The organism is Pandoraea pulmonicola, assembly GCF_000815105.2.
Lineage (GTDB): Bacteria > Pseudomonadota > Gammaproteobacteria > Burkholderiales > Burkholderiaceae > Pandoraea > Pandoraea pulmonicola.
This window is the reverse complement of sequence record NZ_CP010310.2, coordinates 3423167-3445160: the sequence shown is the minus strand read 5'-3', so window position 1 is coordinate 3445160 and position 21994 is coordinate 3423167. Positions and strand designations below refer to the sequence as shown.

Here is a 21994-nt window from a genome sequence, read left to right as displayed (position 1 = left end):
GGTTCTCCGGTCTGTGTCTTAGTCAGGCGGGCACGGCGTGTGCCGCCAGTCGGTTGTTCATGCGTTGTGCGATGAGTGCAAACAGAAGCGCGTCCACATCGGCGCTGTTGGGCCCCGTCATCGCACGGCCCGAATGCGCGTTGCCGGTGTTGTGGACATCGGCGGCGTCGAACGGTGTGGCGGTGGCGCGTACGCCACCGCCTTGTGCACCGCCCCTCCCTGGGCTTGCGCCTCTACGATCGTTGTCGACGGCTGCACTGTGCTGTGCGGCCGTCACGCGTTGCCGGTCGGCCGGGGCGGCGACGGGGCGCGGCGTCGATTGCTTGGTATTGCCAATGATCATGGTGTCCCCCGGTGATCTTCAGCGTTGCGATGCAGGGGTATCCGCAAGAGGTGTGCCAAACGGCGCGGCGGGAACCGAGCGTTAGCTCTAGTTTTTTGTTCGATCGCCCGGAAAGCCTGTATTTATTTGCGTTTTGGAAAACAAGAATCTCTTTGATCGAGAGATCGACGAGATGGGAGAAGGGATAAAAATCAGGGTTAACGCCATCGGGAAATGGCGAGTACGGGCGTGAATGCCGTTCCCGTTACGGAGGGTGTTACGGGTAACGTTACGTAACGTCGAGACAAAAAGTCGAGACAAAAATCGCCAGGCAAAAGGACATTTATCGCGGAAGGCTGCCGCGATGAAAAGACCGGCTTATCGATCAGAGTTCGGAACCCTTGATTCATGAAATGACGTGCAATCGTCGATCGAAATCGAGCAGCAAAACAGCGTTGAAACAGGCAAGAAACCGTGGCGCTGCGCGAGGCCTCGATTTGGAAATGAATTGAAAGTATCGAGAGAGACGAGGTTGCTTGACGGCATGTGGATCGCTGGTGGAACGGCGTCGCGCGGGCCCATGCAGCGGGTGATGCGAGTGGGTGAGACGTAGTGTGCGCTTGCGGCAACGCCGCTCATCGACGCCGCGAAGCATTGCCGCAGCACACAATGGATGAATAGTTATTTAAACGAGTGCTGCACGTATTGGAGATTGGGTTTGCGAGGTTGCGGGATTGGGTTTGTGGTGTCGCACCAATCATGGTTTTCCCTCGCGGGCGTTGTATTTGCGAGTTTTAGAGTATTGTTGATCGGCGTCTGTAACTTTTTCTTACATTCTCGGGGTCGATTGGAAGCATGGCTCTAGTTTTTGCGTTTTAGTTTAAATTAGGATCGGGAAGAACAGGACGCTGCTGAAAAATCTGTGCCGAGAGGTAAAGAAATTGCGGTGTACGAGGTAAAAGAGGTTCGCAAGCCTTGCCGTGCAACGAACCCAGGGTCGAAGTCCGGAGTTGATAAGCGATATGACCGATGTCCGTGATGACGATCGGCGATAAACGTCAACGAGCGCGATGCGCCTTTTGGAGGGAGTGGAATATGAAGCTCGGCAATCGGATTCGACTGTTTGCGCGCGACGAGCGCGGTGTGACGGCGCTCGAGTACGGCATCCTCGCGGCAATCGTCGCCGTCGTGATCGGGGGCACCGTCTTCGGTAGTCTCGGCACGACATTCTCCCAGGTCTTCTCGAAGATCCAATCCGCGGTGACGGCAGCCGGCGCGTGACAGGCGCGCCGCGCGCGTCGCCCATGCTGCGCGTGGGCCATCAGGCACGACAGCCGTCCGGCGTACCAGCGCTCAACGAAAAGAATGCAGGCACGACGCTTGCGGTTCATCCGTGAGCGGGAAAGGGGGGCGGGCGGTGTTTTCCGACGCCGTTCGACACAGGGGGATGCTGTATTCGCGAGGATGTGGATCATGCAAGCAATGCGAATGAGCGCTGTCGTCGGGCAGCGGGGGCTGTCCCGGCAACGGGGTGTGACGGCGTTGGAGTACGGGATTCTCGCGGCGATCGTCGCGGTCATCATCGGCGCGACCGTCTTTACGCAACTGGGCTCGGTGCTGTCGAACACATTCAGCACCGTGACGTCGGCGGCGACCTCGGCCACCGCGCATTGAGGCGAGACGTCCCGTGCTGCCATTGCTGTGGTTGCTGTGCGTGCCGATCATGCTCACCGACCTGATCGCGCGTCGCATCCCGAATGTCTGGCTGCTGTGTGTCGGGGCGCTGGCGCTGGTGTGGATCGGCTGGCGGGCGTGGCATGGTGAGCCGGGTGCGATCCGGGTCCACGGATTGGGTGCGTTGCTCGGATTGATTGCGCTGTTGCCTTTCTGGTGGCGAGGCGTGATGGCCGCCGGCGACGTGAAGCTGTTCGCGTTGATCGGTCTGGTCGGAGGGTACCCGGTGTTGTTGCCGGTGTGGTGCCTGGCGAGCGTGGCGGCCGGGGTGCATGCTCTGGTCCTGCTCACCGCGCGGATGAAATGGCTCGCGCGAGGGTGCGAGCGCCTTGCGGACGGGCATGTGTGGCAGCGAATGCTGCGATGGCGCGCCGGCCGTGTCGGCCTGCCGTACGGGGCGTATCTGGCGGCGGCGGCGTTGGTGCTGCGTTAAGCGTTGTCGGTATTGCCGTCGAGGCAGACGGGGCGAGACGAACAGGCAGCTTTGGACAGGCACCGAAATGTCCAGGGCGCCGAGAGTGCTGCTGAAGGTGGCACCGAAAACATGGGAGGCGCGGGCGACGCCGCGCAAATGTGTCATATCTATGCGTCGCAAGACATGGCCAGTGAGTGCCGTGCGCGACGGGGAGTAACGTCATGAGGCGGTCTGGGGCACAGCCGGGATCAGGGTTGCGAACGTCGTGCACGCGCGGCGTCGCGGCACTGGAATTCATGCTGATCCTGATGATCCTGCTGCCCGCGTTTTATGTCGCCGTCGCCTTTTCCATCACCATTCTTGCCCGTCAGATGCTCACCCAGGCTGCCTCGGAGGCCGGGCGCGCCATGCTGCGTGCGGGCACCATGGCGCAGCGCCAGGGCTACGCCACGCAAGCGATCACGAACACGCTGACGTGGCCATCGGCGTCCGCGGTCAACACCAGCTTCACGCCGGATGCAACGTTTCCGTGTCCGGCGTCGGGTGCATCGGCCGGCAGTTCGCAATGCATCGTGCACGTTACGCTGACGCTGACCCAGCCGATGACCGTCAACTGGCCGGGGCTGGGACAGTTGGTGCCGCAGAACGTGGTCGGCACGGCGGCGATCACGTTGGACGCGTCCACGCTGGGAGGCAGTTGAGGACGGTAGTCGAGTCGGCGGAGGATGCGCGAAAGGAAGCTGTGAGGGTTTGCCAGGTTGTGAATGCCGCCGGTCTACCGGCGTCCCGCAAGTAGTGACTGAACGGCCGCGAGGCCCCAAGCCATGAACAAAGCCACCAAGATTCTCGCCGCAGTGCTGGTCGCCGCCGGGGTGTTGCTGGCGCTCTTCGCGTTGCGCCTGGGCACGTCCAACGCACCGGCTCCGGCGGTCACGCCGTCGCCGGTCACGCAGACGCTCACGCAGCGATACCCGGCCGTGGTGGCGGCCAGGGCGCTTCCTCCCGGCGAGCCTATTCGCGCCGATGGCGTGAAGCTCGTGCAGTTCGACAGCCAGACCGTCGGTGGCTTCGCCAACCCGGCCGACGTCGTGGGCCGTGTGCCGCTCGTCGCACTCGCCGCCGATGTGCCTGTCACCCAGAACGCACTCGCGCGCGGCCTTGCGATGCAGTTGGCGTCGGGCGAGCGCGCCGTCGCCATTCCCGTCACCGAAACCATTGGTGTGAGCCACCGCATTCGCCCCGGCGACTACGTCGACGTGTTCTTCACGATGAAAACCAACCAGGCGCCAGGTCCGGCAGTCGGACTGGTCGACGACATGCAATCGCGCCTGCTCGCTTCGCGCGTGCGCGTGTTGAGCTACGGCAGCGCGTCGCTCGACGACGTGACGCCGCCGCCCCCCGCACCGTCGGTGGCTTCGACCGTGCAGGCCGTGGCTGCGACCGCGCCGCCTGCGCCGCAGAACGTGAGCGCGCAGCCGCCGATGCCTGCGACCGCCGCCGTGGTGGCCGTGCCGGTGGCCGACGTCAATCGCGTGGTGCTCGGCGTGCAGCAGGGCAAGATCATGCTCGCGTTGCGCAATCCGGGCGATGACGCCACTCCCGACACGTCGCTGTTCACGCCGCCGCCGCCGGTGCTTGCCGGCAAGCCCGGCCTGAGGGCGGACGACCGGACGGCGCTCGACACACCGGAGAACCAGGCCTACGCCGGGATCGCCACGACGGGCCTCGCAGGCGCGCCGGTGCGGCCGGCAGTCGCGCAGCATGCGCCGCGAGGCGGCGGCTCGGGCGGCGGTGGCACGATCGAGGTCGTGCGCGGTGCAGAACGCACGACGGCCGCCTATTGACACGCAAGCCATCGAGACAAAGCCAGACCCCAGGCGCCTCGCCCCTCAACCGACACAGTGACCGATACAGCCACGCCATGATCAGAAGCCAGGTTCGCGCTGCCAGACGAGAGACCGGACGCGTCAAGGGAATGCTGCTGTGCCTCGCCGCGCTGCTCGCGTGTGCGGTCACGGTGGCGGTACGGCTGGCGGACGCGGCCGATGCCGCCCATTCTGCCTCGGCCGCCGGTACGCGTTCGCTCGCGATCGGCGTGCACGAACAACGCGAGCTGCCGGTGCCCGGGGCGCTCGAGCGCGTCGCCGTGGCCGATCCGGCCGTCGCCGACGTGGTAGTCCTCAAGGGCTCGGGCGGGCGACGCGGCTCGGTGCTTGTCGTCGGCAAGAAGGCCGGGACCACGCAGGCCGCTGCCTGGCCGCGCGGTGGCGACGCGGTGCGTTGGGAAGTGCACGTGACGGGCGACCTGCAAAGCGCGCTGGGCGACACCGGCACGGCCTCGGTCGACGCGCGGGGCAGCGCCGCGATCATCAAGGGGCATGCGAATACGGTCATCGAACACAGCGGCCTGCAATCGGCCGCCGTGGACGCCACCGGCAAGGGCGGGGTGGTCGTCGATCGCTCCACCGTCGGCGACACGGGCGTGGTGCAGGTGGACGTGAAGATCGTGGAAATCAACCGCAACACGCTCAACGAACTGGGTGCGAGCTTCAGCGCGTCGAAGAAGACGGGCTCCGGCAGCTTCGGGATCGGGTCGTCGCTGAACTCGGCATTTCGCAGCGGCGTAAGCGGCGGCGGGACGGGCAACGTGACGAACTTCGGTTCGTTCTTCGGTTCGATCACCCGCGGCGCGTTCAGCATGTCGGCCGAAATCGACTTGCTGGAATCGAACGGCCTGGGGCGCGTGCTCGCGGCGCCCACGCTCGTGGCGCTCTCGGGCCAGAGCGCGAGCTTTCTCGCGGGTGGCGAGATTCCCGTGCCGCAATCGGGCGGGCTCGGCACTACCACGGTGGTCTACAAGCCGTTCGGCGTTGGCCTGACGGTCACGCCCACGATTCTCGCGCCGAACCGGATTGCGCTGAAGGTGGCGCCCGAGGCGTCGGACATCGATTACACCAACGCCATCGTGACGGATTCGATCCAGATCCCGGCGATCACGACACGCCGCGCCGACACCACGGTCGAGCTCGGCGATGGCGAGAGCTTCATCATCGGGGGGCTGATTTCGCGCACCACGACATCCGCGGTCGACAAGGTGCCGCTGCTCGGCGATCTGCCGCTCATCGGTGCGTTCTTCCGCAACCTGAAATACAACAGCGCCGAGAAGGAACTGGTGATCGTGGTGACACCGCACCTGGTCAAGCCCGTGGCGCGCGGCGTGGCCATGCCGCTGCCCGGCGATACGCGCGAGAAGCGCATCGGGCCGGTGTGGGGCGCCTACCTGATGGGCGGGGCTAGCGACAGCGAATTGCCGGGGTTCTCGAAGTAACTGGAAAGCGGGATTGAAGCAGAACCCAAGCGGGACCCGAGCAGGATCGAAGCAGGACCGGCGTCGCGACGAGGGCACGCAGATGCCTGATGCGGGGGCGGCAGCGCTCACGAGCCGAGTCGTGGCGAGACGAGAATCGAAACAGGAATCGAGGCAGGAGTCGAGACAAAAACGGGATGGGGCAGGGTAGTCAGGAGTGCATAAATGAACGCACCGACGCGAATACTGGACACCATGACTGAGTTGCATCGTTTTCTCTTTTGCAGTGCACACGCCGGCCACGGGCAGTGGCTCTCGGCGGCGCTGCGCGAAGAGGGCGTGGTGCTGCAGGAGGCCGGACGTCCCGCGCAGTTGCAGCAGCGCATCGGCGACCTCGATCCGCAGGTCGTGCTGCTCGATTTCTCGGGCGAGCCGACGGGCCACGCCGATGAACCGCCCGATGGCGGCTTCGCGCAGGCGGCGGAACTCGCACAGATGCTCAAGCGTGTGGCGCCGAAGCTGCCGCTCGTCGCGGTGGGTTCGATGGTGCGCGCGGACGGCATGAAGGCAGCCCTGCGCGCCGGCGTGCACGACTTCATCGACATGCACTCGACGCAGGAGGAAGCGCTCGACGTCGTGCGTCGCGTGATCGACCAGACGCCCGAGCCGACGCCGGTCGCGCCGCAGCGCCACGGACGCTTCGTGGTGTTGCTCGGCGCGCGTATCGGCGTGGGTTGCAGCACGCTCGCCGCGCATCTGTCGCAACTCGGACAGGAGCTGTCCGTGGGCGCCTCGCCGGAGAGGGCCGCCAGGGCGGCGAAGGCCGTGAAGCTGGTGAGTCCGGGCAACGCGACGGACGCGAAGGGAGACAAGTTCGATGCTTCGCTGCTCGGCCACGTGGCGCTGCTCGACCTCGGCCTGCCCGCGGGCGACGGTCTGCTCTATCTCAACACGCAAAGCCAGTTCAGCTTTGCCGAGGCGGTGCAGAACCTGCGACGCTTCGACGAAACGCTGGTGCACACCGCCGTCTCGCATGCGCCCAGCGGGCTGGCCGTGTTGCCGTTGCCGCTCGATCTGGGCGACATGCGCACGGTGGCGGCCGGCGACGCACTCGCGCTCACCGACCGGCTGCGCGCGTTTTTCGATCTCATCGTGGCCGACCTCGGCGGCTTCTCGAATCCGGCGTTCGTCGCGAGCCTCGTGCGCGCGGCCGACGAAGTCTGGCTGGTCGTCGACCAGAGCGTGGGCGCGATCGTGTCGCTCGCGTCGCTGCTGCGCGACCTGGAGGAGCGCAGCGTCGAGCGCAACCATTTCCACCTCGTGCTCAATCGCTACGATCCGCGCTACGGCATGGCAGCCGATCAGATCGCGAAGCGTTTCGACGTGCCACTGCTGGCCACGCTGCCCGACCGGCCGCTCGCCATGCTTTCGGCGACCAATCAGGGCAAGCTGATTCTCGATACCGCGCGCAACGACCCGTACGTGCGCGCGCTGCAACCGCTTGTCGAACGGCTGCTCGCCGCACAGCACGCCGGTGCCGCGGCGCAACGCCTGTCATCGGGCTGGCTCGGCCGCTTCATGGGAAAGCACTGACATGACCGATTCCATCGAGTTTGCCGACGACAAGCGCGCGTTTGCCAATTCGCAGCAGTTCCAGGACATCAAGACCGCTGCACACGAACATCTGCTCGCGCGCATCGAGGAGCTCGGCGCCGAGTTCGGGCGTTGGAGCCGCGGCGCCATCCAGCAGTTCGTCGATCTCGAAATGGACGGCTTCGTGCGCCTGCGCCGCATCCCGATCAACGAGACCGAACTGCGTCAGATCTCGGATGCGCTCACGAAGGAACTCGCCGGCTTCGGCCCCATCGAGGATCTGCTGGCCGACCCGGCCGTGGAAGACATCCTGATCAACGGCTACAACGACGTGTACGTGTCTCGCCGCGGGGTGCTCGCCCGCGAGGCGCTGCGTTTCTCGGACAACCAGCATCTGCTGCGCATCGTGCGACGTATTCTCGCGCCGATCGGACGGCGTCTGGACGAGTCCAATCCCATGGTGGACGCGCGGCTGCCCGACGGCGGACGCCTGAACGTGGTGATCGAGCCGCTCGCCGTCGACGGCCCGGTGGTGTCGATCCGAAAATTCCGCAAGGATCCGCTCAAGCCGTCCGACCTGCTCGCGCTGGGCAGCTTCAACGAAGAGATCCACAACCTGCTCGAAGCGGCCGTGCGCTCGCGCTGCAACATTCTCGTCTCGGGCGGCACGAGCTCGGGCAAGACCTCGCTGCTCAATGCGCTGGCGAGCTTCATTCCCGCGACCGAGCGTGTCGTGACGGTGGAAGACACCGCCGAGCTCTCGCTCAATCACCCGCACGTGGTGCGTCTGGAGTCGCGTCAGGGCGGCTTCGACGGATCGGGCGAGGTGACGATTCGGGATCTGATCCGCAACAGTCTGCGCATGCGGCCCGACCGTATCATCGTGGGCGAAGTGCGCGGCTCCGAAGTGCTCGAAATGATGCAGGCGATGAACACGGGCCACGAAGGCTCGATGGCGACGATCCACGCCAACTCGCCGCGCGAATGTCTCTATCGTCTGGAGATGCTGGCGGGCTTCGCCGGGTTCCAGGGCAGCGAGAGCAGCCTGCGCCGTCAGATCACGAGCGCACTCGACTTCATCGTGCAGATCGGCCGGCTCTCGAGTGGGCGGCGCCGGATCCTGTCCATCACCGAAGTGACCGGCGTGTCCGACACGGTGATCTCGACGCAGGAGCTGTATCGCCACGAGTCGTTCGTCGGCCCGGACGGCGAGGAAAAGGACCGCTGGGTGTCGCTCGGCATTCAGCCGCATTCGCCCAAGCTGCAGCGCTACAGGGAGCAGACGCGCAACGCCGGCGCTGCGACGGCCGGACCGGGCAACACGCCGCCGGACTCCGGTGGCGGCGGCTTCTTCGGACGCCGGCGATGAATCACGTCCTGCTGTGGATTTTCTGCATCGCATTGCTGCTCGTTGCGGCAGGACTGGAGCTGTGGCGTCGTTCGCATCAGCGCGCGAGGGAGCAGGCGACGAGCGCGTTTATCGAGCGACAACTCGCGCAGAACGCGCCGCGGTTCGCCACGACCGAGACGGTGGCCCGGCGTGCGCCGCGCCGCAGATCGCTGCCGTGGGAATTTTTCTTCGAGCGCGCCGGTGTGCAGCCCGATCCGATGTTCTACACGATGCTCATTGTGCCGGGGCTGGTGCTCGGGCTCGTGTTCTGGATCTGGCAAGGACCGCTCTCGGCCATCGTCGTGCTCGTTCTTTATACGCTCGGCGTGCTGCTGCGCCACTGGTTCAAGGCGTCGCGCCGGCATCGCGACATCGTGCGCCAGTTGCCGGTATTTCTCGACGGCATGGTGCGCATGCTGACCGTGGGCAACAGCTTGCCTGCCGCATTCCAGACCGCGGCGGGCAACGCCGACATGCCGCTGCGTGAATTGCTCGATCGCGCGGTGCGGCAAGTGCAGGCGGGCGTGGATCTGGACATCGCGCTCAAGCAGATCGCGCGCGTGTATCAGGTCGAGGAAATCTATCTCTTCGCGGCCGTGGTCGATCTGTCCACGCGTTTCGGTGGCCGCGCCGATCAGATTCTCTCGCGCATGTCCGGCTTCATGCGCGATCGGGAACAGGCGCAGGCGGAGCTCTATGCGCTCTCGTCCGAGACGCGCCTGTCGGCGTGGGTATTGGCGGCGCTGCCGATCGTCGTGAGCGCGATGCTGATGCTGCTCAATCCGAAGTTCTTCGAGCCGATGTTCCAGGAAGCGTCCGGGCAGAAGCTGCTCGCCATCGGCCTCGGGCTGGAAGTGTTCGGCGGCTTCGTGCTGTACCGCCTGGCCAAGTCGCTCTGAGCGGGGGGAGCCTACGTCATGAGCCCGTCGTTCCTGTCGTCGCTTTCGTCGGACTCGCGTCTGTGGATGATGCTCGGGCTGTTGATGGTCGCGGCGGGCCTGCTGCTCGGCGCGTCGGCCATCTTGCTGCGCTCGATGCGCCAGGGCCGCAGCGAACGCATGATCGACCAGGTGCTCGCGAGTCGTCGGCAACAGGCGCTGGCGGCGTTGCGGGCGGCCCCGCGCGGCCCGTTGGACGACGAGGCGCGGGACGACATGATGACCGGGCAGCGCGGCTGGCGCTCGCTCTTCGATCGTGCGGCGGCGCTTGGCAAACGGTGGTCGGAGACGCGTCTCGGTCAGCATCTGATTGCCGCCGAAGATCGTCTTCTTCTCGCGCAATGCGGATACGACAGCGTGCGCGCGAAGTCGCTCTTTCTGTTCGCGCGCGTGGCGCTTGCCGTGGTGCTGCCGATTCTCGTATGGCTCTGGTTGCCGGGCGGCGGTGGGCTCGGCACGATTCTGCGCTTGATCGGCGCGGCGGGGGTAGGGTTGCTTGCGCCGAAGTTCTATATTCAGCGCGAAGCGGCGAAGCGTCGCGCCGAACTGGTCGACGAACTGCCGCTGCTCATCGACTTGCTGCGCTTGCTGCAAGGCGTGGGGTTGTCGATGGACCAGAGTCTGCACGTGGTCGTGTCCGACTTCCGCGAAGTGCTGCCGATTCTTGCCAAGGAGTTCGAGAACGCCAACCGTCAGTATGCCTCCGGGCGCGGGCGCGAGGGGTCGATGGGTCGGCTGCGAGAGGTGTACGACAACGATGACCTGCGTGCGCTGGTCCGTCTCATCGTTCAGGTGGAACAGCACGGCGGTGCGGTGCAGGAGCCCTTGCAACAGTTCAGCGATCGCCTGCGCGAACAGCGTCGTCAGACGATGAAAGAACGCATCGGCAAGCTCACTGTGAAGATGACGCTGGCGATGATGCTCACGCTTCTACCTGCATTGATGCTGGTGGTCGCGGGGCCGGCGCTTCTGTCGCTGGCCAAATCGATGGAGGCCATGAAGTGACGCTATTCCTTCAAATATCGGGGACCGAAGCGCGGCTGATGCGCCGTGCCGGACGCTCGGCGAGCGGCGCGTTGCTGGGTGTGCTGTGTGCGGCGACGCTCGCTGCGTGTGGCGGCCCGCGCATCGGCGGTTACGGCGCGCCGTCGGCCGCCGCGCTCATGCAGGCGCAACAGAACGACGAGGCGAAGGCCAGGACGGCGCAGCCGGATTCTCGCGAGCTGTATCTGTCGATGATCCGGCAGATGCAGGAGCAGGGCGCGTACTTCGCTTCGCTTGCGCACGTCGATCAGTTCCGGATGCAGTACGGCCCGGCGCCCGACATCGACATTCTGAGGGCGGATGCGCTGCGTGAGACCGGCCAACCCGACGCCGCACAGCAAGCCTACAGCGCGCTGCTGAATGGTCCGGAAGCGGCGGCCGCCTGGCACGGGATGGGGTTGGTGGCGGCGCAGCGCAAGGACTATGCGGGCGCCGCGAAGGCGCTGCGCGAAGCGGTCGGCCGAGCGCCGACCGAGGCGTTCTATCTGAGCGATCTCGGCTTCGCATTGCTGCGCAACGGCGACGCGGGCGGCGCACGCGTACCGCTCGCGCAGGCGGCGGAACTGCGCCCCGACAGTCGCAAAGTGCTGAGCAACCTGGCGGTGTATCTCATGGCGACGGGCGAGCGCTCGCGCGCCGAAGACATGATGACGCAGGCCAGGATGCCGCAAGCCACACGCGAGGCTATCGACAAGCTCGCCGCGGACATCCGCGCGCAGATCGCCGCGCGCCAGGCGGCGGCCGAGGCGGCAGCCGCACGGGCGGCCGCGCAGGCCGCGGCGTCGCTCGTGCCACCCGTCGCGCCGGCGGCGTCCGCCGATTCGGGACGGACGGTGCAGGCGTCGGGCAGCACATTTGCGGCGGACGGCCCGGTCGTCGTGCGCCTGACGGGCGGAGACGACAGCGAGATTGGGCGGGGTGGTGTCAAGCACACGAGTGCAGCCACGAGGGCCGTGAAAGCACCGCCGCGGACGACTGCCGATGCCAAGCTCGCGCGGGCGAACGAGGCATCGCGCAGCGATATGCCGACGTCGCTGCTCGATCGATTCGGCCACTCGCAATGAACCGCGCCATGCGATGGCATTCCCGTTCCGGCGTCGACCTCCGAAGGTCGAGGGCGCGCACGAGCCGGGTTGCGCAACACCAGGGAGACGTGACGATGGCCGTTCGGAAATCACAACGATCACAGAGAACATCGGGCGCCCGTGCGCTGTCGGCGGGACGGTGGCTGGTTGCCATGCTCGTCCTGTGGGCCGGCAGCGCCGCCGCACAGGTCAACGCGCCAATCACAGGCGCGATGGGCGGTACGACCGATGCCAACGCGCGTGCGGTCGCGGCGCCAGTGACGCCGCTTCCTGCCGCCGGTGACGGAGCGTCGGCGGCGGGGCCGTCGCAGGTCGCGCAGCCGGCGTCGACGAGCGCTGCTACGCAGGCCAGCCGTGTGCCGTCCAACATCGTACGCCGGACGACGCCGTTGCGGGTCGGCGAGCACGCCGCCGATGGCATGCTCGGCGACGAAACCGAAGCCTTGCTTGCGCTCCAGGCGAACAACCTCGCGGCGGGGCCGGGGCTGCCGATGCTGGGCGCGACCGCCTCGCGCGCCTACAAGCGTTATCTGGACAGCTTTACTTACGCGATTCCGCAGTTCTATCCGACGATGGTGCAGACGGAGAGCGGCGTTGGCAACAACAGTGGCAGCGGTGGCGTCGCACCGGCGGCAGCGGGGACTGGCGCCAGCCAGTAAGACGCCATGATTGTGCGTGCGCGTGTGCGCCACTTCGTTCGCGTTCCGTCCCGGCTGCGTGCGGCGACGGTTGATCGGCAGCGCGGCTCGGTGCCGATCGCGGCGCTCGTCTTCGTGATCGTGGCGCTGATCCTCGCGTTCGCGATCGACGCGGGGTACGCGTTCATGAAGCGGCGCGATCTGCAACGCGCGGCGGACATGGCGGCGCTCGCCGGGGCGCAGACGCTGCCGGGCTGCGCGAACACCACGTCGTACGCGAGCGTGGCGCAGGCCAACGTGACGTCGAACATGGGCGGCGACGCGACGGGACTGCAAGTCACATCGGCATGCGGCATCTGGACTTCGCCCGTCGCGAACGCCACCGGCCCCGGAACGTTCGCCGCGGTGAATGCGGGCAATGCCGCGAGCGGCAACGCGGTGCAGGTCACGCTCTCGCTCACGGTGCCGTCGTTCTTCCAGCTCACCGGCAATCGCACGATCACGGCCACGGCTATCGCCCGCAAGGCGCCGGCGGTGGTGACCTTCACGGTTGACTCGGGGTTGTTGGCGCTCAACACCGGCAACTCGGTGCTCGCGCCATTGCTCAATACGCTTGGGATTTCTCCAGTGCTTTATGTCGCCGCGGCGCAGCAGCTCGTGGGCGTCAACGTCACGCCGAAGGGGATCCTGCAGGCGCTCGGCGTGCCGATCACGGGCGATGTGTCGGTGGCGTCGCTCTCGGGCGTGGCCGCCGTCAAGAACCTGACCGTGGGGTCGCTGCTCAGTGCGACGAATACGGCGCTCGTCACGCAGAACGGCGCGGCCTCGGCGTCGGTCACTGCGATGAACAATCTCATCAACGTGTTCGCCGGCAGCCCGGTATTGAATCTGCCGATCAACCTGCTGGGCACGGCGACGACGCCCGGCGTCATTGCGAACATCGACGCGGCGGGCGTGAGCGCGGCGAATGCGCTGACGGCGAATATCGGCGTCGCCGATCTGATTTCCGCCGCGATCGTCGGTGCGAATGGCACCAATGCCATTTCGATCAACGCGCCCGTCAACTCGCTCGGATTGACGGTTTCCGGGCGAGTGATTTCCCCACCGCAAGTCGGCGTCGGCGGTGTTGGCGCAACGGCCACGGCAGCGCAGGTCCGCCTGTTCGTGAGCGTCAATCCCGGCGCTACGGGGCCTGTTCCATTGCTTGGCGGCTTGCTGAGCGGTCTCAATACCACGCTGAATCTGCCGCTCGTGCTGGAACTCGCGCAATCGACCGCGACGGTCACGGCGCTGCAATGCGGCGCGACGCCGTCGGCGACGCTGCAGGTGAATTCGGGGTTGGTGAACGTGTGCGTGGGAGGCGCCCCCAACGGTGTGAACATGGCGACCAATACGGCGAGTTGCACGACGCTCATGACACAGCGGGTGACGGTGGCCAGACTTCTCGGGCTGATCGACGTGAATGCGAACGTCAACCTGTCGCTGGCGTCCAGTTCGCCATCGCCGATCACGTTCAGCGGCCCGTTCCCGCAGCGCGTCGGGCCGATCGGAACCAGCGTGAACCTGAGTTCGATCGTCAGCGCATTGCTCACGGGGTTGTCGCTCGACGTGAGTGCATCGGGTACGGCGAGTACCGGGAATATCGGCACGGGGCTCGTCAACAACGTGCCGTCCGCCGCCGCCGGTGCGACCATCTCGACGGTCAACGCGTTCCTCAGCTCGGCCGCGGCCGGACTGAAGGCCACGACCAATGCACTCGGAACCACCCTCGGAGGCGTCCTCACGCTGAATTTGCCGCAGGTGGCGGGAGGCGTCGGCGGGCTGGTGACGGGGCTTGTCAACACGCTGGGCGGTATCGTGAATGGTCTGCTGGGCGGCGTCTCGGATCTCGTCTGCAACCTTAGCGGCAGCGGTGCGAATTCGTGTCGCATCAGCGCCGTGTCGGGGGCGATCGGCACCAGCGACGTCTCGCCCGTGCTCGGCAGCATTCTTTCCACCTTGCTCAACCCGTTGCTCACGCCGTTGAGCAATCTGCTCAACACGCTGCTCTCGTCGCTCGGCATCACGCTGGGCATGACGACGGTGACGGTGGACAGCATCAACTGCCAGAACGGACTTGTACAACTGGTGTATTAGCGACGACCCCTTGGATAGCTTGATTCCGACGCGCAGGCGTCCCCTGCAACGGCAAGACTGAACTTCACCATGACGGATGCCCATGGCGTCCGGCAACCAGCGGAACAGTATGAAAAGCAAGCCTGTACGTGAAGATCTCGACGTGTACGTGTGGGAAGGCAAGTCGGACATTGCCGAGCGCGTCGCGCATTGTCTCGCGAGCTTCGACATGGAAGTCATTCGCGCCGACGGTACGGATCTGTCGCGCGAGCGAACCCGGGCGCGGCCGTCGATCGCCGTGGTCAGCGTGTCGGTGATCGACGGCGCCGCCACCAACGCACGCGAGTGGCAGTTGGGCCACGGCATGCCCGTCATCTGGGTGGCGACGTCGCCGCGCGAGAATGACCCGCGCGTCTACCCGCCGGAATACAGCAACATCCTCACGCTCGACTTCACCGGCGCGGAACTGCGCACGCTCATCTTCAAGCTCTCCGGCGCCATCGCCGAGGCGGACAAGGCGCCGCCACCGAGTGACCCGCTCGTCGCGCAGTCGAGCGCCATGCTCGCGCTGCTGGCCGAAGTCGACGCGTTCGCCGACTGCGATTCGAACGTGCTGATTCACGGCGAGACCGGCGTCGGCAAGGAACGCATTGCGCGCCTGCTGCACGACAAGCAAAGCCATTACGGACAGGGGCCGTTCGTGGCGGTGAACTGCGGCGCGATCCCCGACGGGCTCTTCGAGTCGCACTTCTTCGGTCACGCCAAGGGGGCGTTCACCGGGGCGCTCTACTCGCACAAGGGCTATTTCGAGCAGGCCAACGACGGCACGCTGTTCCTCGACGAAATCGGCGACCTGCCGCTCTATCAGCAAGTCAAGCTGCTGCGCGTGCTGGAGGACAGCGCGGTGACGCGTCTCGGTTCCGCGCAGCCCGTCAAGCTGGACTTCCGTCTGGTCGCCGCCACCAACAAGAATCTCAAGGCGATGGTGCGCGAAGAGCTGTTTCGTGCGGATCTGTTCTACCGCCTCGCCGTGATCGAGCTGCATATCCCGAGCCTGGAAGCGCGCGGGCCCGTCGACAAGCTGGCCGTCTTCACCGCGTATCTCGGCAAGGTCGTGGGCGACGGCGAGATCGGCGCGCAGGTGCCGCCGTGGCTGCGCGAACGGATCGAGGGTGGGGTATTTCCGGGCAACGTCCGCGAAATGCGCAACATCGCCGAGCGTGTGGGCATCATCTACCGGCAACTCGGCACCTGGGACGAACGACGCATCCGCCCGATCTTCGACGCGCTCTCACCCGCGCCGACCGCACGTGGCGATGACGCTGCGCGGAGCGGCGCGTTGGCGGAGCGCACCCGCTGGGATGCCGCCGAGCGGGCCCGCATCGTTGCCGCGCTCGATGCCAACGGCTGGCGCCGTCAGGACACGGCCAATGCGCTTGGCATCAGCCGCAAGGTGCTTTGGGAAAAGATGCGCAAATACCAGATCCTCGGCAACGACTCGGAACTGGCGAGCGAAGACGAACCTTGAGCGATTCATGAGCCAGTCATGAGTCAGCCCAGAGCGAGACGTGAGGCCGCCCTCCATCCTGCGTGGGATTCACCTTGAAATGCCGTCCCCATGACGGGATTTGTCTGACATACAAGTTCGCCTTGTCGGAACCCGGCGCGCCCCCGGAGTTGCGCGGTATCAACAGATGAAAGCGGCTGGCCACAATTCCGCATTCCCTGCTTGGAAGAGCGCCTATCAATGGATAGAATTGGCGGCTATTGCGGGCATGCGGTTATCATTCCTCCAATGCGCAGGTCTCAAATCCTCGGGACGGAGTCCGGGGCGGCGTATGAATGCGATGAACAAGGGCCGTGAAATGGCTCGGTCGATAACAGGAAAACAGATCAGATGAAAATCAGTGATTGCCGGGGGCGGTTTTGGTTGGGCGTGGGGGTGGCATGCCTGGCAGCCTGGGGGACGTCAGCAGGCGCTGCTGAAGCTGTCGAGGAAGTAACCGGTGCGTCGCCCGCCCAGCTTGCGGCTCCGGCATTGCCCGCCTCGGCCCCGGGGCAGGCCGCAGCGTCGGGGACGATCCAGGAACTGCGCGATCGCATTCAGAACAAGGCAGTCACCGAACTCCGTACCACGTACAACGGTCGCTACGGCGCGAGCCTGTTGTTCTATCCGCAGACGATGGGCTACTACGTGGCCCTGTTCCACGAAGGCCAGTTCTGGCGCGTAGTCAAGCTCAACAACGAGAAGAAGGCCGAGACGCTCTACGGCGACTTCGTGCGTCAGACGCAGGTGCTCGCCGACGTCGAGATCCGCCGCATCAAGCTCGAAGCGCAGAAAGCGTTCATGGAGCGCCTGCTCGCCGAAAGCGAAGCGCGTCTGAACGCGGTGCAGAACGACCTCGCGATCCAGCGTCAGCAGGAACAGGCCCTGGCCGAGAACCAGCAAGCCGTGCGCGAGCAGGCTTCGGCGCTCGAGACCGAACGTACCGCAGCCCGTATCCGCCTGACCGATCTGCAAGGCCAGATCCGCTCGCTGGAAGCCGAGCAGAACAACGCCGACTCGGATCTCGTGCGCTCGATCAAGAACGCCGGCGGCCGCAAGCCCGTTCGCCGTCGGTGAACGACAGCGCGCATCAAGGTTCCTACGACGTGAAAGAAGCCGCCTTCGGGCGGCTTCTTTCATTGGGGCGCGGCGGACGTGGCGGGGCGCTACACCCAATCGGTGAACCTGTCGACCGCGAATTCGTCATGCCGGGCATATGTCTCGCATTTGCAACTCGGAAGACGGTGCCATCGGACGCCGGACGGGCCATGTAAATACCGGTGAAACCCTTGCGCCGTCGCACTGGTCACGGCGCGCGGCTCGAATTATCCTACCGAAGCATGTCATGTGGGACGTCTGGCACTCAGGGCCCGTCCGGACTGGCGAGGGAACCGGCGCCCAGTTAGAATAGCGCCCATTTTGTGCAGCGCAATATTGCGATTACCCAAACCTTATGACGCAAAACATTCGACACGGGCAGCGCCCCCAGGCCTTGCCCGCGCTCATGGTGTCGGCCATCGGCGTGGTCTTCGGCGATATCGGCACCAGTCCGCTCTATGCGCTCAAGGAATGTTTCGATCCGCAGCACGGCATTCCGTTTAACCAGCAGGCTGTGTTCGGCATCATTTCGCTGTTGTTCTGGGCGTTGGTAATCGTCGTCTCCCTCAAGTACGTGCTGTTCGTGATGCGCGCGGACAACCGCGGCGAAGGCGGTGTGCTCGCCCTCATGGCGCTCAGCCTGCGCAGCGTGCGCGGCGGCAGCCGATGGGCGTCCGTGCTCATGATGCTCGGCATGTTCGGCGCCTGCATGTTCTACGGCGATGCCGTCATCACGCCCGCCATTTCCGTGATGTCGGCCGTCGAAGGTCTGGAGATCGCCGCGCCGTCGCTCTCGCGCTTCGTGCTGCCGATCACGATCGTCATTCTCATCATCCTGTTCTCGATGCAGAAGTCGGGCACCGCCAAGGTGGGCCGCCTGTTCGGTCCGGTGATGGTGACGTGGTTCGTGATCCTCGGCGTGCTCGGCCTGTACAACATCGTGGCCGCGCCCGAAATCATCAAGGCGATCAATCCGTACTACGGCATCCATTTCATCCACACGCACGCGCTGCAAGCCTACATCGTGCTGGGCTCCGTGTTCCTGGTGCTCACCGGGGCGGAAGCGCTCTACGCCGACATGGGCCACTTCGGGATTCGTCCGATTCGCTTCGCGTGGTCGTTCCTCGTTTTCCCGGCCCTGGCGCTGAACTACTTCGGTCAGGGTGCGCTGCTGCTCTCGAATCCGAAGGCCATCGAGAACCCGTTCTTCCTGCTCGCGCCGGACTGGGCGCTGCTGCCGCTCGTGATCGTGGCGACGGCGGCAACGGTCATTGCTTCGCAGGCGGTGATTTCGGGAGCCTTCTCGCTCACGAGCCAAGCGATCCAGCTTGGCTACGTGCCGCGCATGAAGATCCTGCACACGTCCGATCGCGAAATAGGGCAGATCTACATGCCGATGATCAACTGGTCGCTGCTGCTGGTCATCATCTGGATCGTGCTGGCGTTCAAGTCGTCGAGCAACCTGGCGGCGGCGTACGGCATTGCCGTGACGACCACGATGGTCATCACGACGATTCTCGCCTGCGTGGTCATGGTCAAGGTCTGGAACTGGAACAAGTTGCTGGTGGCGCTGATCATCACGGGCTTCCTGGTGGTCGACTTCGCGTTCTTCGGCGCGAACCTGATCAAGGTGGAAGAGGGCGGCTGGCTGCCGCTGGCGCTGGGTGCATTCCTGTTCTTCATGCTGATGACGTGGCACAAGGGCCGTCAGCTGCTGCGTGAGCGTACGGCCGCCGACGGCATTCCGCTCGGCCCGTTCCTGCAGGGGCTGCTTGCGCACCCGCCGCACCGCGTGGCCGGCACGGCGATCTATCTGACGGGGGGCAACACGCTGGTGCCGGTGAGTCTGCTGCATAACCTCAAGCACAATCGGATTCTGCACGAGCGCACGATTTTCCTGACGTTCCGAACGGTCGACGTGCCGTACGTGGAAGACGCGACGCGCATCGAAGTCAAGGACCACACCGGTGGGCTGTACAGCGTGGTAGCGACCTTCGGTTTCAACGAAACGCCGGACGTGAAGGAAGTGCTGCATCTGCTTGAGGAGAAGACCGACATGCATTTCGAGCTGATGGACACGTCGTTCTTCCTCGCGCGCGAAACCGTGGTGCCGACGAAGCTGCCGGGGATGTCGATCTGGCGCGAGCGTCTGTTCGCATGGATGCACCAGAACGCCGCCAAGCCGACCGACTTCTTCAGCATTCCGGCGAACCGCGTCGTGGAATTGGGCACGAAGATCGAAATCTGATGCGACGCGTGACATGCCCCCGGGGCGTGTCGCGTCACCTTCCAACGAAAAAACCCGCTCGGATGAGCGGGTTTTTTCTTCGTGCGGCACTGACGTCACCCCGCGCAGGCGGTGACGTCGCGCGCCGATGGCTCAGCGCTTGAGCTTGGCGAACGCGGCGGCCATGGCGCTGACCGTTTCCGGCTCGCGCTGACGGGGAGCTCCACCACCGCGCTGCGCGCCGCCGCCGTGACGCGGGCCGCCACCGCTGCTGGTGCGCTCGCCCGCGCCAGGGGCGGGCAGGTCGTCGTTCAGACGCATGGTGAGCGAGATGCGCTGACGACGCGGATCGACTTCGAGCACCTTGACCTTCACGATGTCGCCGGCCTTCACGACTTCGTGCGGATCCTTGATGAACTTGGTCGACATGGCCGACACGTGGACCAGGCCGTCCTGATGCACGCCGATGTCGATGAACGCGCCGAAGGCGGCCACGTTCGTCACCACCCCTTCGAGCTGCATGCCCGGCTTCAGGTCGGTCAGCTTCTCCACGCCTTCCTGGAACGTCGCCGTCTTGAACTCGGGGCGAGGATCGCGACCCGGTTTCTCGAGTTCGGTCAGGATGTCCTTGATGGTCGGCAAGCCGAAACGCTCATCGACGAATTCGGTGGCGGACACGCTGCGTACCACCGAGCCGTTGCCCATCACATCGCCGATCGACTTCTTGATCTTGGCGAGGATGCGCTCGACGACCGGATACGCTTCCGGGTGGACCGAGGAGCGATCGAGCGGGTTGTCGCCACCGTTCACGCGCAGGAAGCCGGCGGCCTGTTCGAAAGTCTTGTCGCCAAGGCGGGGAACCTTCTTGAGGGCTTCGCGATTGGGGAACGGCCCGTTGCTGTCGCGGAAGTCCACGATGTTCTTCGCGAGGGTGCTGTTCAGGCCCGACACACGCGCGAGCAGCGGCGCCGACGCGGTGTTGACGTCCACGCCCACGGCGTTTACGCAGTCCTCGACCACGGCGTCGAGCATGCGCGCCAGCTCGCGCTGGTTCACGTCGTGCTGGTACTGGCCCACGCCGATGGCCTTCGGCTCGATCTTGACGAGCTCGGCGAGCGGATCCTGCAGTCGGCGTGCGATCGACACGGCGCCGCGCAGCGACACGTCGAGTTCGGGGAATTCCTTGGCGGCGAATTCGGAGGCCGAGTACACCGACGCGCCGGCTTCCGAGACCACGATCTTCTGCAGCTTGAGTTCGGGGTGGCGCTTGATGAGCTCCAGCGCGAGCTTGTCCGTCTCGCGCGAGGCCGTACCGTTGCCGATGCTCACGAGCTGGGCGCCCGTCGCGGCGGCGATCTTGGACAGGCGCGCAATCGAGCCCTCCCAGTCGCGGCGCGGCTCGTGCGGATAGATGGTGTCGGTGCCCAGCAGCTTGCCGGTGGCATCGACCACCGCCACCTTCACGCCGGTGCGCAGCCCCGGATCCAGACCGATCACGCCCTTCTGGCCGGCCGGGGCGGCCAGCAGCAGCGCCTTGAGGTTGCGCGCGAACACGCGGATCGCTTCGTTCTCGGCGCTCTCGCGCAATTGCGTGAGCAGTTCGGATTCGAGGTGAGGCTGCACCTTCACGCGCCAGCACCAGCGGCACACGTCGGCCAGCCACTTGTCGGCGGCGCGATTCTGCTGGCGAATGCCGAAGTGCCCGGCGATCACGCCCTCGCACGGGTGCGGGACCTGGGCGTCGAGCTCTTCGCCGAGGCCGAGCTTGACCATCAGGATGCCGAGGTTGCGGCCGCGGAACAGCGCGAGTGCGCGATGCGACGGGACGGCCGAGATCGGCTCGTCGTAGTCGTAGTAGTCGCGGAATTTCTCGCCTTCCTCGCTTTCCTTGCCTTCGACGACCTTCGACGACACCACGCCCTGATTCCACAGGTAGTCGCGCAGCTTGCCGAGCAGCTCGGCCGTCTCGCCGAACTGTTCCGACAGGATGTCGCGCGCGCCGTCGAGCGCAGCCTTGACGTCGGCCACGCCTTTCTCGGCGTCGACGAACTTGGCGGCTTCGGTTTGCGGATCGAGCGTCGGGTCGGCGAGCAGCGCCTGCGCCAGCGGCTCGAGGCCGGCTTCGCGGGCGATCTGCGCACGCGTGCGGCGCTTCGGCTTGTACGGGAGGTAAAGGTCTTCGAGCGTCTGCTTCGTGTCGGCCGCCTCGATGGCGGTGCGCAGCTCGTCGGTGAGCTTGCCCTGTTCGTCGATGCTCGCGAGGATCGCGGCGCGACGATCTTCCAGTTCGCGCAGATAGAGCAGGCGTTCTTCCAGCGTACGCAGTTGCGTATCGTCGAGGTTGTCCGTCACTTCCTTGCGGTAACGTGCGATGAAGGGCACGGTGGCGCCTTCATCGAGCAGTTGCACGGCGGCAGCGACCTGACGCGGCTGCACGTTGAGTTCGGCAGCGATGCGTTGAACGATCTGAAGAGCTACGTTTTGCGTCATGAGTGTTGCGAATTACCCAAGTGCCAGGAGCGGGGCATTTTGCCATAAACCG

Annotated in this window: 18 protein-coding genes; 16 read left to right on the top strand and 2 right to left on the bottom strand. The window is 65.4% G+C overall.

The genetic code is table 11. From position 1 onward, the window contains the following. Nucleotides 1-22 precede the first annotated feature (22 nt). Complete coding sequence (locus RO07_RS14745) at nucleotides 23-343, bottom strand: hypothetical protein (RefSeq protein WP_039411765.1); 321 nt, start codon at nucleotides 341-343, stop codon at nucleotides 23-25. A 1074-nt stretch (nucleotides 344-1417) separates the two neighbouring features. On the opposite strand from RO07_RS14745, the gene RO07_RS14740 reads away from it, so the two are divergent. The 16 genes from RO07_RS14740 to RO07_RS14665 all read left to right on the top strand — a co-directional run bounded on the left by RO07_RS14740 (nucleotide 1418) and on the right by RO07_RS14665 (nucleotide 19473). Beyond that, the gene (locus tag RO07_RS14740; protein WP_039411763.1) at nucleotides 1418-1603 is read left to right on the top strand and encodes a Flp family type IVb pilin; all 186 of its coding nucleotides are present in this window, start codon (nucleotides 1418-1420) and stop codon (nucleotides 1601-1603) included. 192 nt (nucleotides 1604-1795) lie between these two features. Continuing rightward, nucleotides 1796-1996: a Flp family type IVb pilin gene (locus RO07_RS14735; protein WP_237171261.1), complete on the top strand. Its 201-nt coding sequence runs from the start codon at nucleotides 1796-1798 to the stop codon at nucleotides 1994-1996. 13 nt (nucleotides 1997-2009) lie between these two features. Then, the gene (locus tag RO07_RS14730) at nucleotides 2010-2489 is read left to right on the top strand and encodes an A24 family peptidase (protein ID WP_084072625.1); all 480 of its coding nucleotides are present in this window, start codon (nucleotides 2010-2012) and stop codon (nucleotides 2487-2489) included. Nucleotides 2490-2692: 203 nt separating this feature from the next. Continuing rightward, a complete protein-coding gene (locus tag RO07_RS14725; protein WP_115089113.1) occupies nucleotides 2693-3172 on the top strand; it encodes a TadE/TadG family type IV pilus assembly protein in 480 nt (159 codons plus the stop codon). Nucleotides 3173-3295: 123 nt separating this feature from the next. Beyond that, a complete protein-coding gene (cpaB, locus tag RO07_RS14720; protein ID WP_039411760.1) occupies nucleotides 3296-4315 on the top strand; it encodes a Flp pilus assembly protein CpaB in 1020 nt (339 codons plus the stop codon). A 131-nt stretch (nucleotides 4316-4446) separates the two neighbouring features. Beyond that, nucleotides 4447-5799, top strand: a complete 1353-nt coding sequence (locus RO07_RS14715; RefSeq protein ID WP_039411757.1) for a type II and III secretion system protein family protein — start codon at nucleotides 4447-4449, stop codon at nucleotides 5797-5799. A 204-nt stretch (nucleotides 5800-6003) separates the two neighbouring features. Then, on the top strand, nucleotides 6004-7371 hold the full coding sequence (locus tag RO07_RS14710; RefSeq protein ID WP_052267336.1) for a MinD/ParA family protein: 1368 nt from the start codon (nucleotides 6004-6006) through the stop codon (nucleotides 7369-7371). 1 nt (nucleotide 7372) lies between these two features. Then, on the top strand, nucleotides 7373-8740 hold the full coding sequence (locus tag RO07_RS14705; protein WP_039411755.1) for a CpaF family protein: 1368 nt from the start codon (nucleotides 7373-7375) through the stop codon (nucleotides 8738-8740). After that, nucleotides 8737-9660: a type II secretion system F family protein gene (locus RO07_RS14700; protein ID WP_039411752.1), complete on the top strand. Its 924-nt coding sequence runs from the start codon at nucleotides 8737-8739 to the stop codon at nucleotides 9658-9660. Before RO07_RS14705 ends, RO07_RS14700 begins: the two co-directional genes overlap by 4 nt. A gap of 18 nt (nucleotides 9661-9678) precedes the next feature. Continuing rightward, a complete protein-coding gene (locus tag RO07_RS14695) occupies nucleotides 9679-10704 on the top strand; it encodes a type II secretion system F family protein (protein ID WP_039411749.1) in 1026 nt (341 codons plus the stop codon). Next, nucleotides 10701-11807 (top strand): tetratricopeptide repeat protein, encoded by a 1107-nt coding sequence (locus RO07_RS14690; RefSeq protein ID WP_147284637.1) that lies wholly within the window; start codon nucleotides 10701-10703, stop codon nucleotides 11805-11807. The genes RO07_RS14695 and RO07_RS14690 overlap by 4 nt, the downstream gene beginning before the upstream one ends. 173 nt (nucleotides 11808-11980) lie before the next feature. Next, nucleotides 11981-12487: a DUF3613 domain-containing protein gene (locus RO07_RS14685; RefSeq protein ID WP_052267334.1), complete on the top strand. Its 507-nt coding sequence runs from the start codon at nucleotides 11981-11983 to the stop codon at nucleotides 12485-12487. A 6-nt stretch (nucleotides 12488-12493) separates the two neighbouring features. After that, the gene (locus RO07_RS14680) at nucleotides 12494-14602 is read left to right on the top strand and encodes a pilus assembly protein TadG-related protein (protein WP_039411748.1); all 2109 of its coding nucleotides are present in this window, start codon (nucleotides 12494-12496) and stop codon (nucleotides 14600-14602) included. A 109-nt stretch (nucleotides 14603-14711) separates the two neighbouring features. Next, nucleotides 14712-16109: a sigma 54-interacting transcriptional regulator gene (locus RO07_RS14675; protein WP_039411745.1), complete on the top strand. Its 1398-nt coding sequence runs from the start codon at nucleotides 14712-14714 to the stop codon at nucleotides 16107-16109. Nucleotides 16110-16478: 369 nt separating this feature from the next. Further along, nucleotides 16479-17204: a DUF2968 domain-containing protein gene (locus RO07_RS14670; RefSeq protein ID WP_084072624.1), complete on the top strand. Its 726-nt coding sequence runs from the start codon at nucleotides 16479-16481 to the stop codon at nucleotides 17202-17204. Nucleotides 17205-17580: 376 nt separating this feature from the next. Beyond that, nucleotides 17581-19473: a potassium transporter Kup gene (locus RO07_RS14665; protein ID WP_039411743.1), complete on the top strand. Its 1893-nt coding sequence runs from the start codon at nucleotides 17581-17583 to the stop codon at nucleotides 19471-19473. A gap of 132 nt (nucleotides 19474-19605) precedes the next feature. On the opposite strand, the gene RO07_RS14660 is transcribed toward RO07_RS14665, so the two are convergent. Then, nucleotides 19606-21942 carry a Tex family protein gene (locus RO07_RS14660; RefSeq protein WP_039411741.1) on the bottom strand — a complete coding sequence of 779 codons (2337 nt, stop codon included), beginning with the start codon at nucleotides 21940-21942 and terminating at the stop codon, nucleotides 19606-19608. Between the last annotated feature and the right edge of the window lie 52 nt (nucleotides 21943-21994).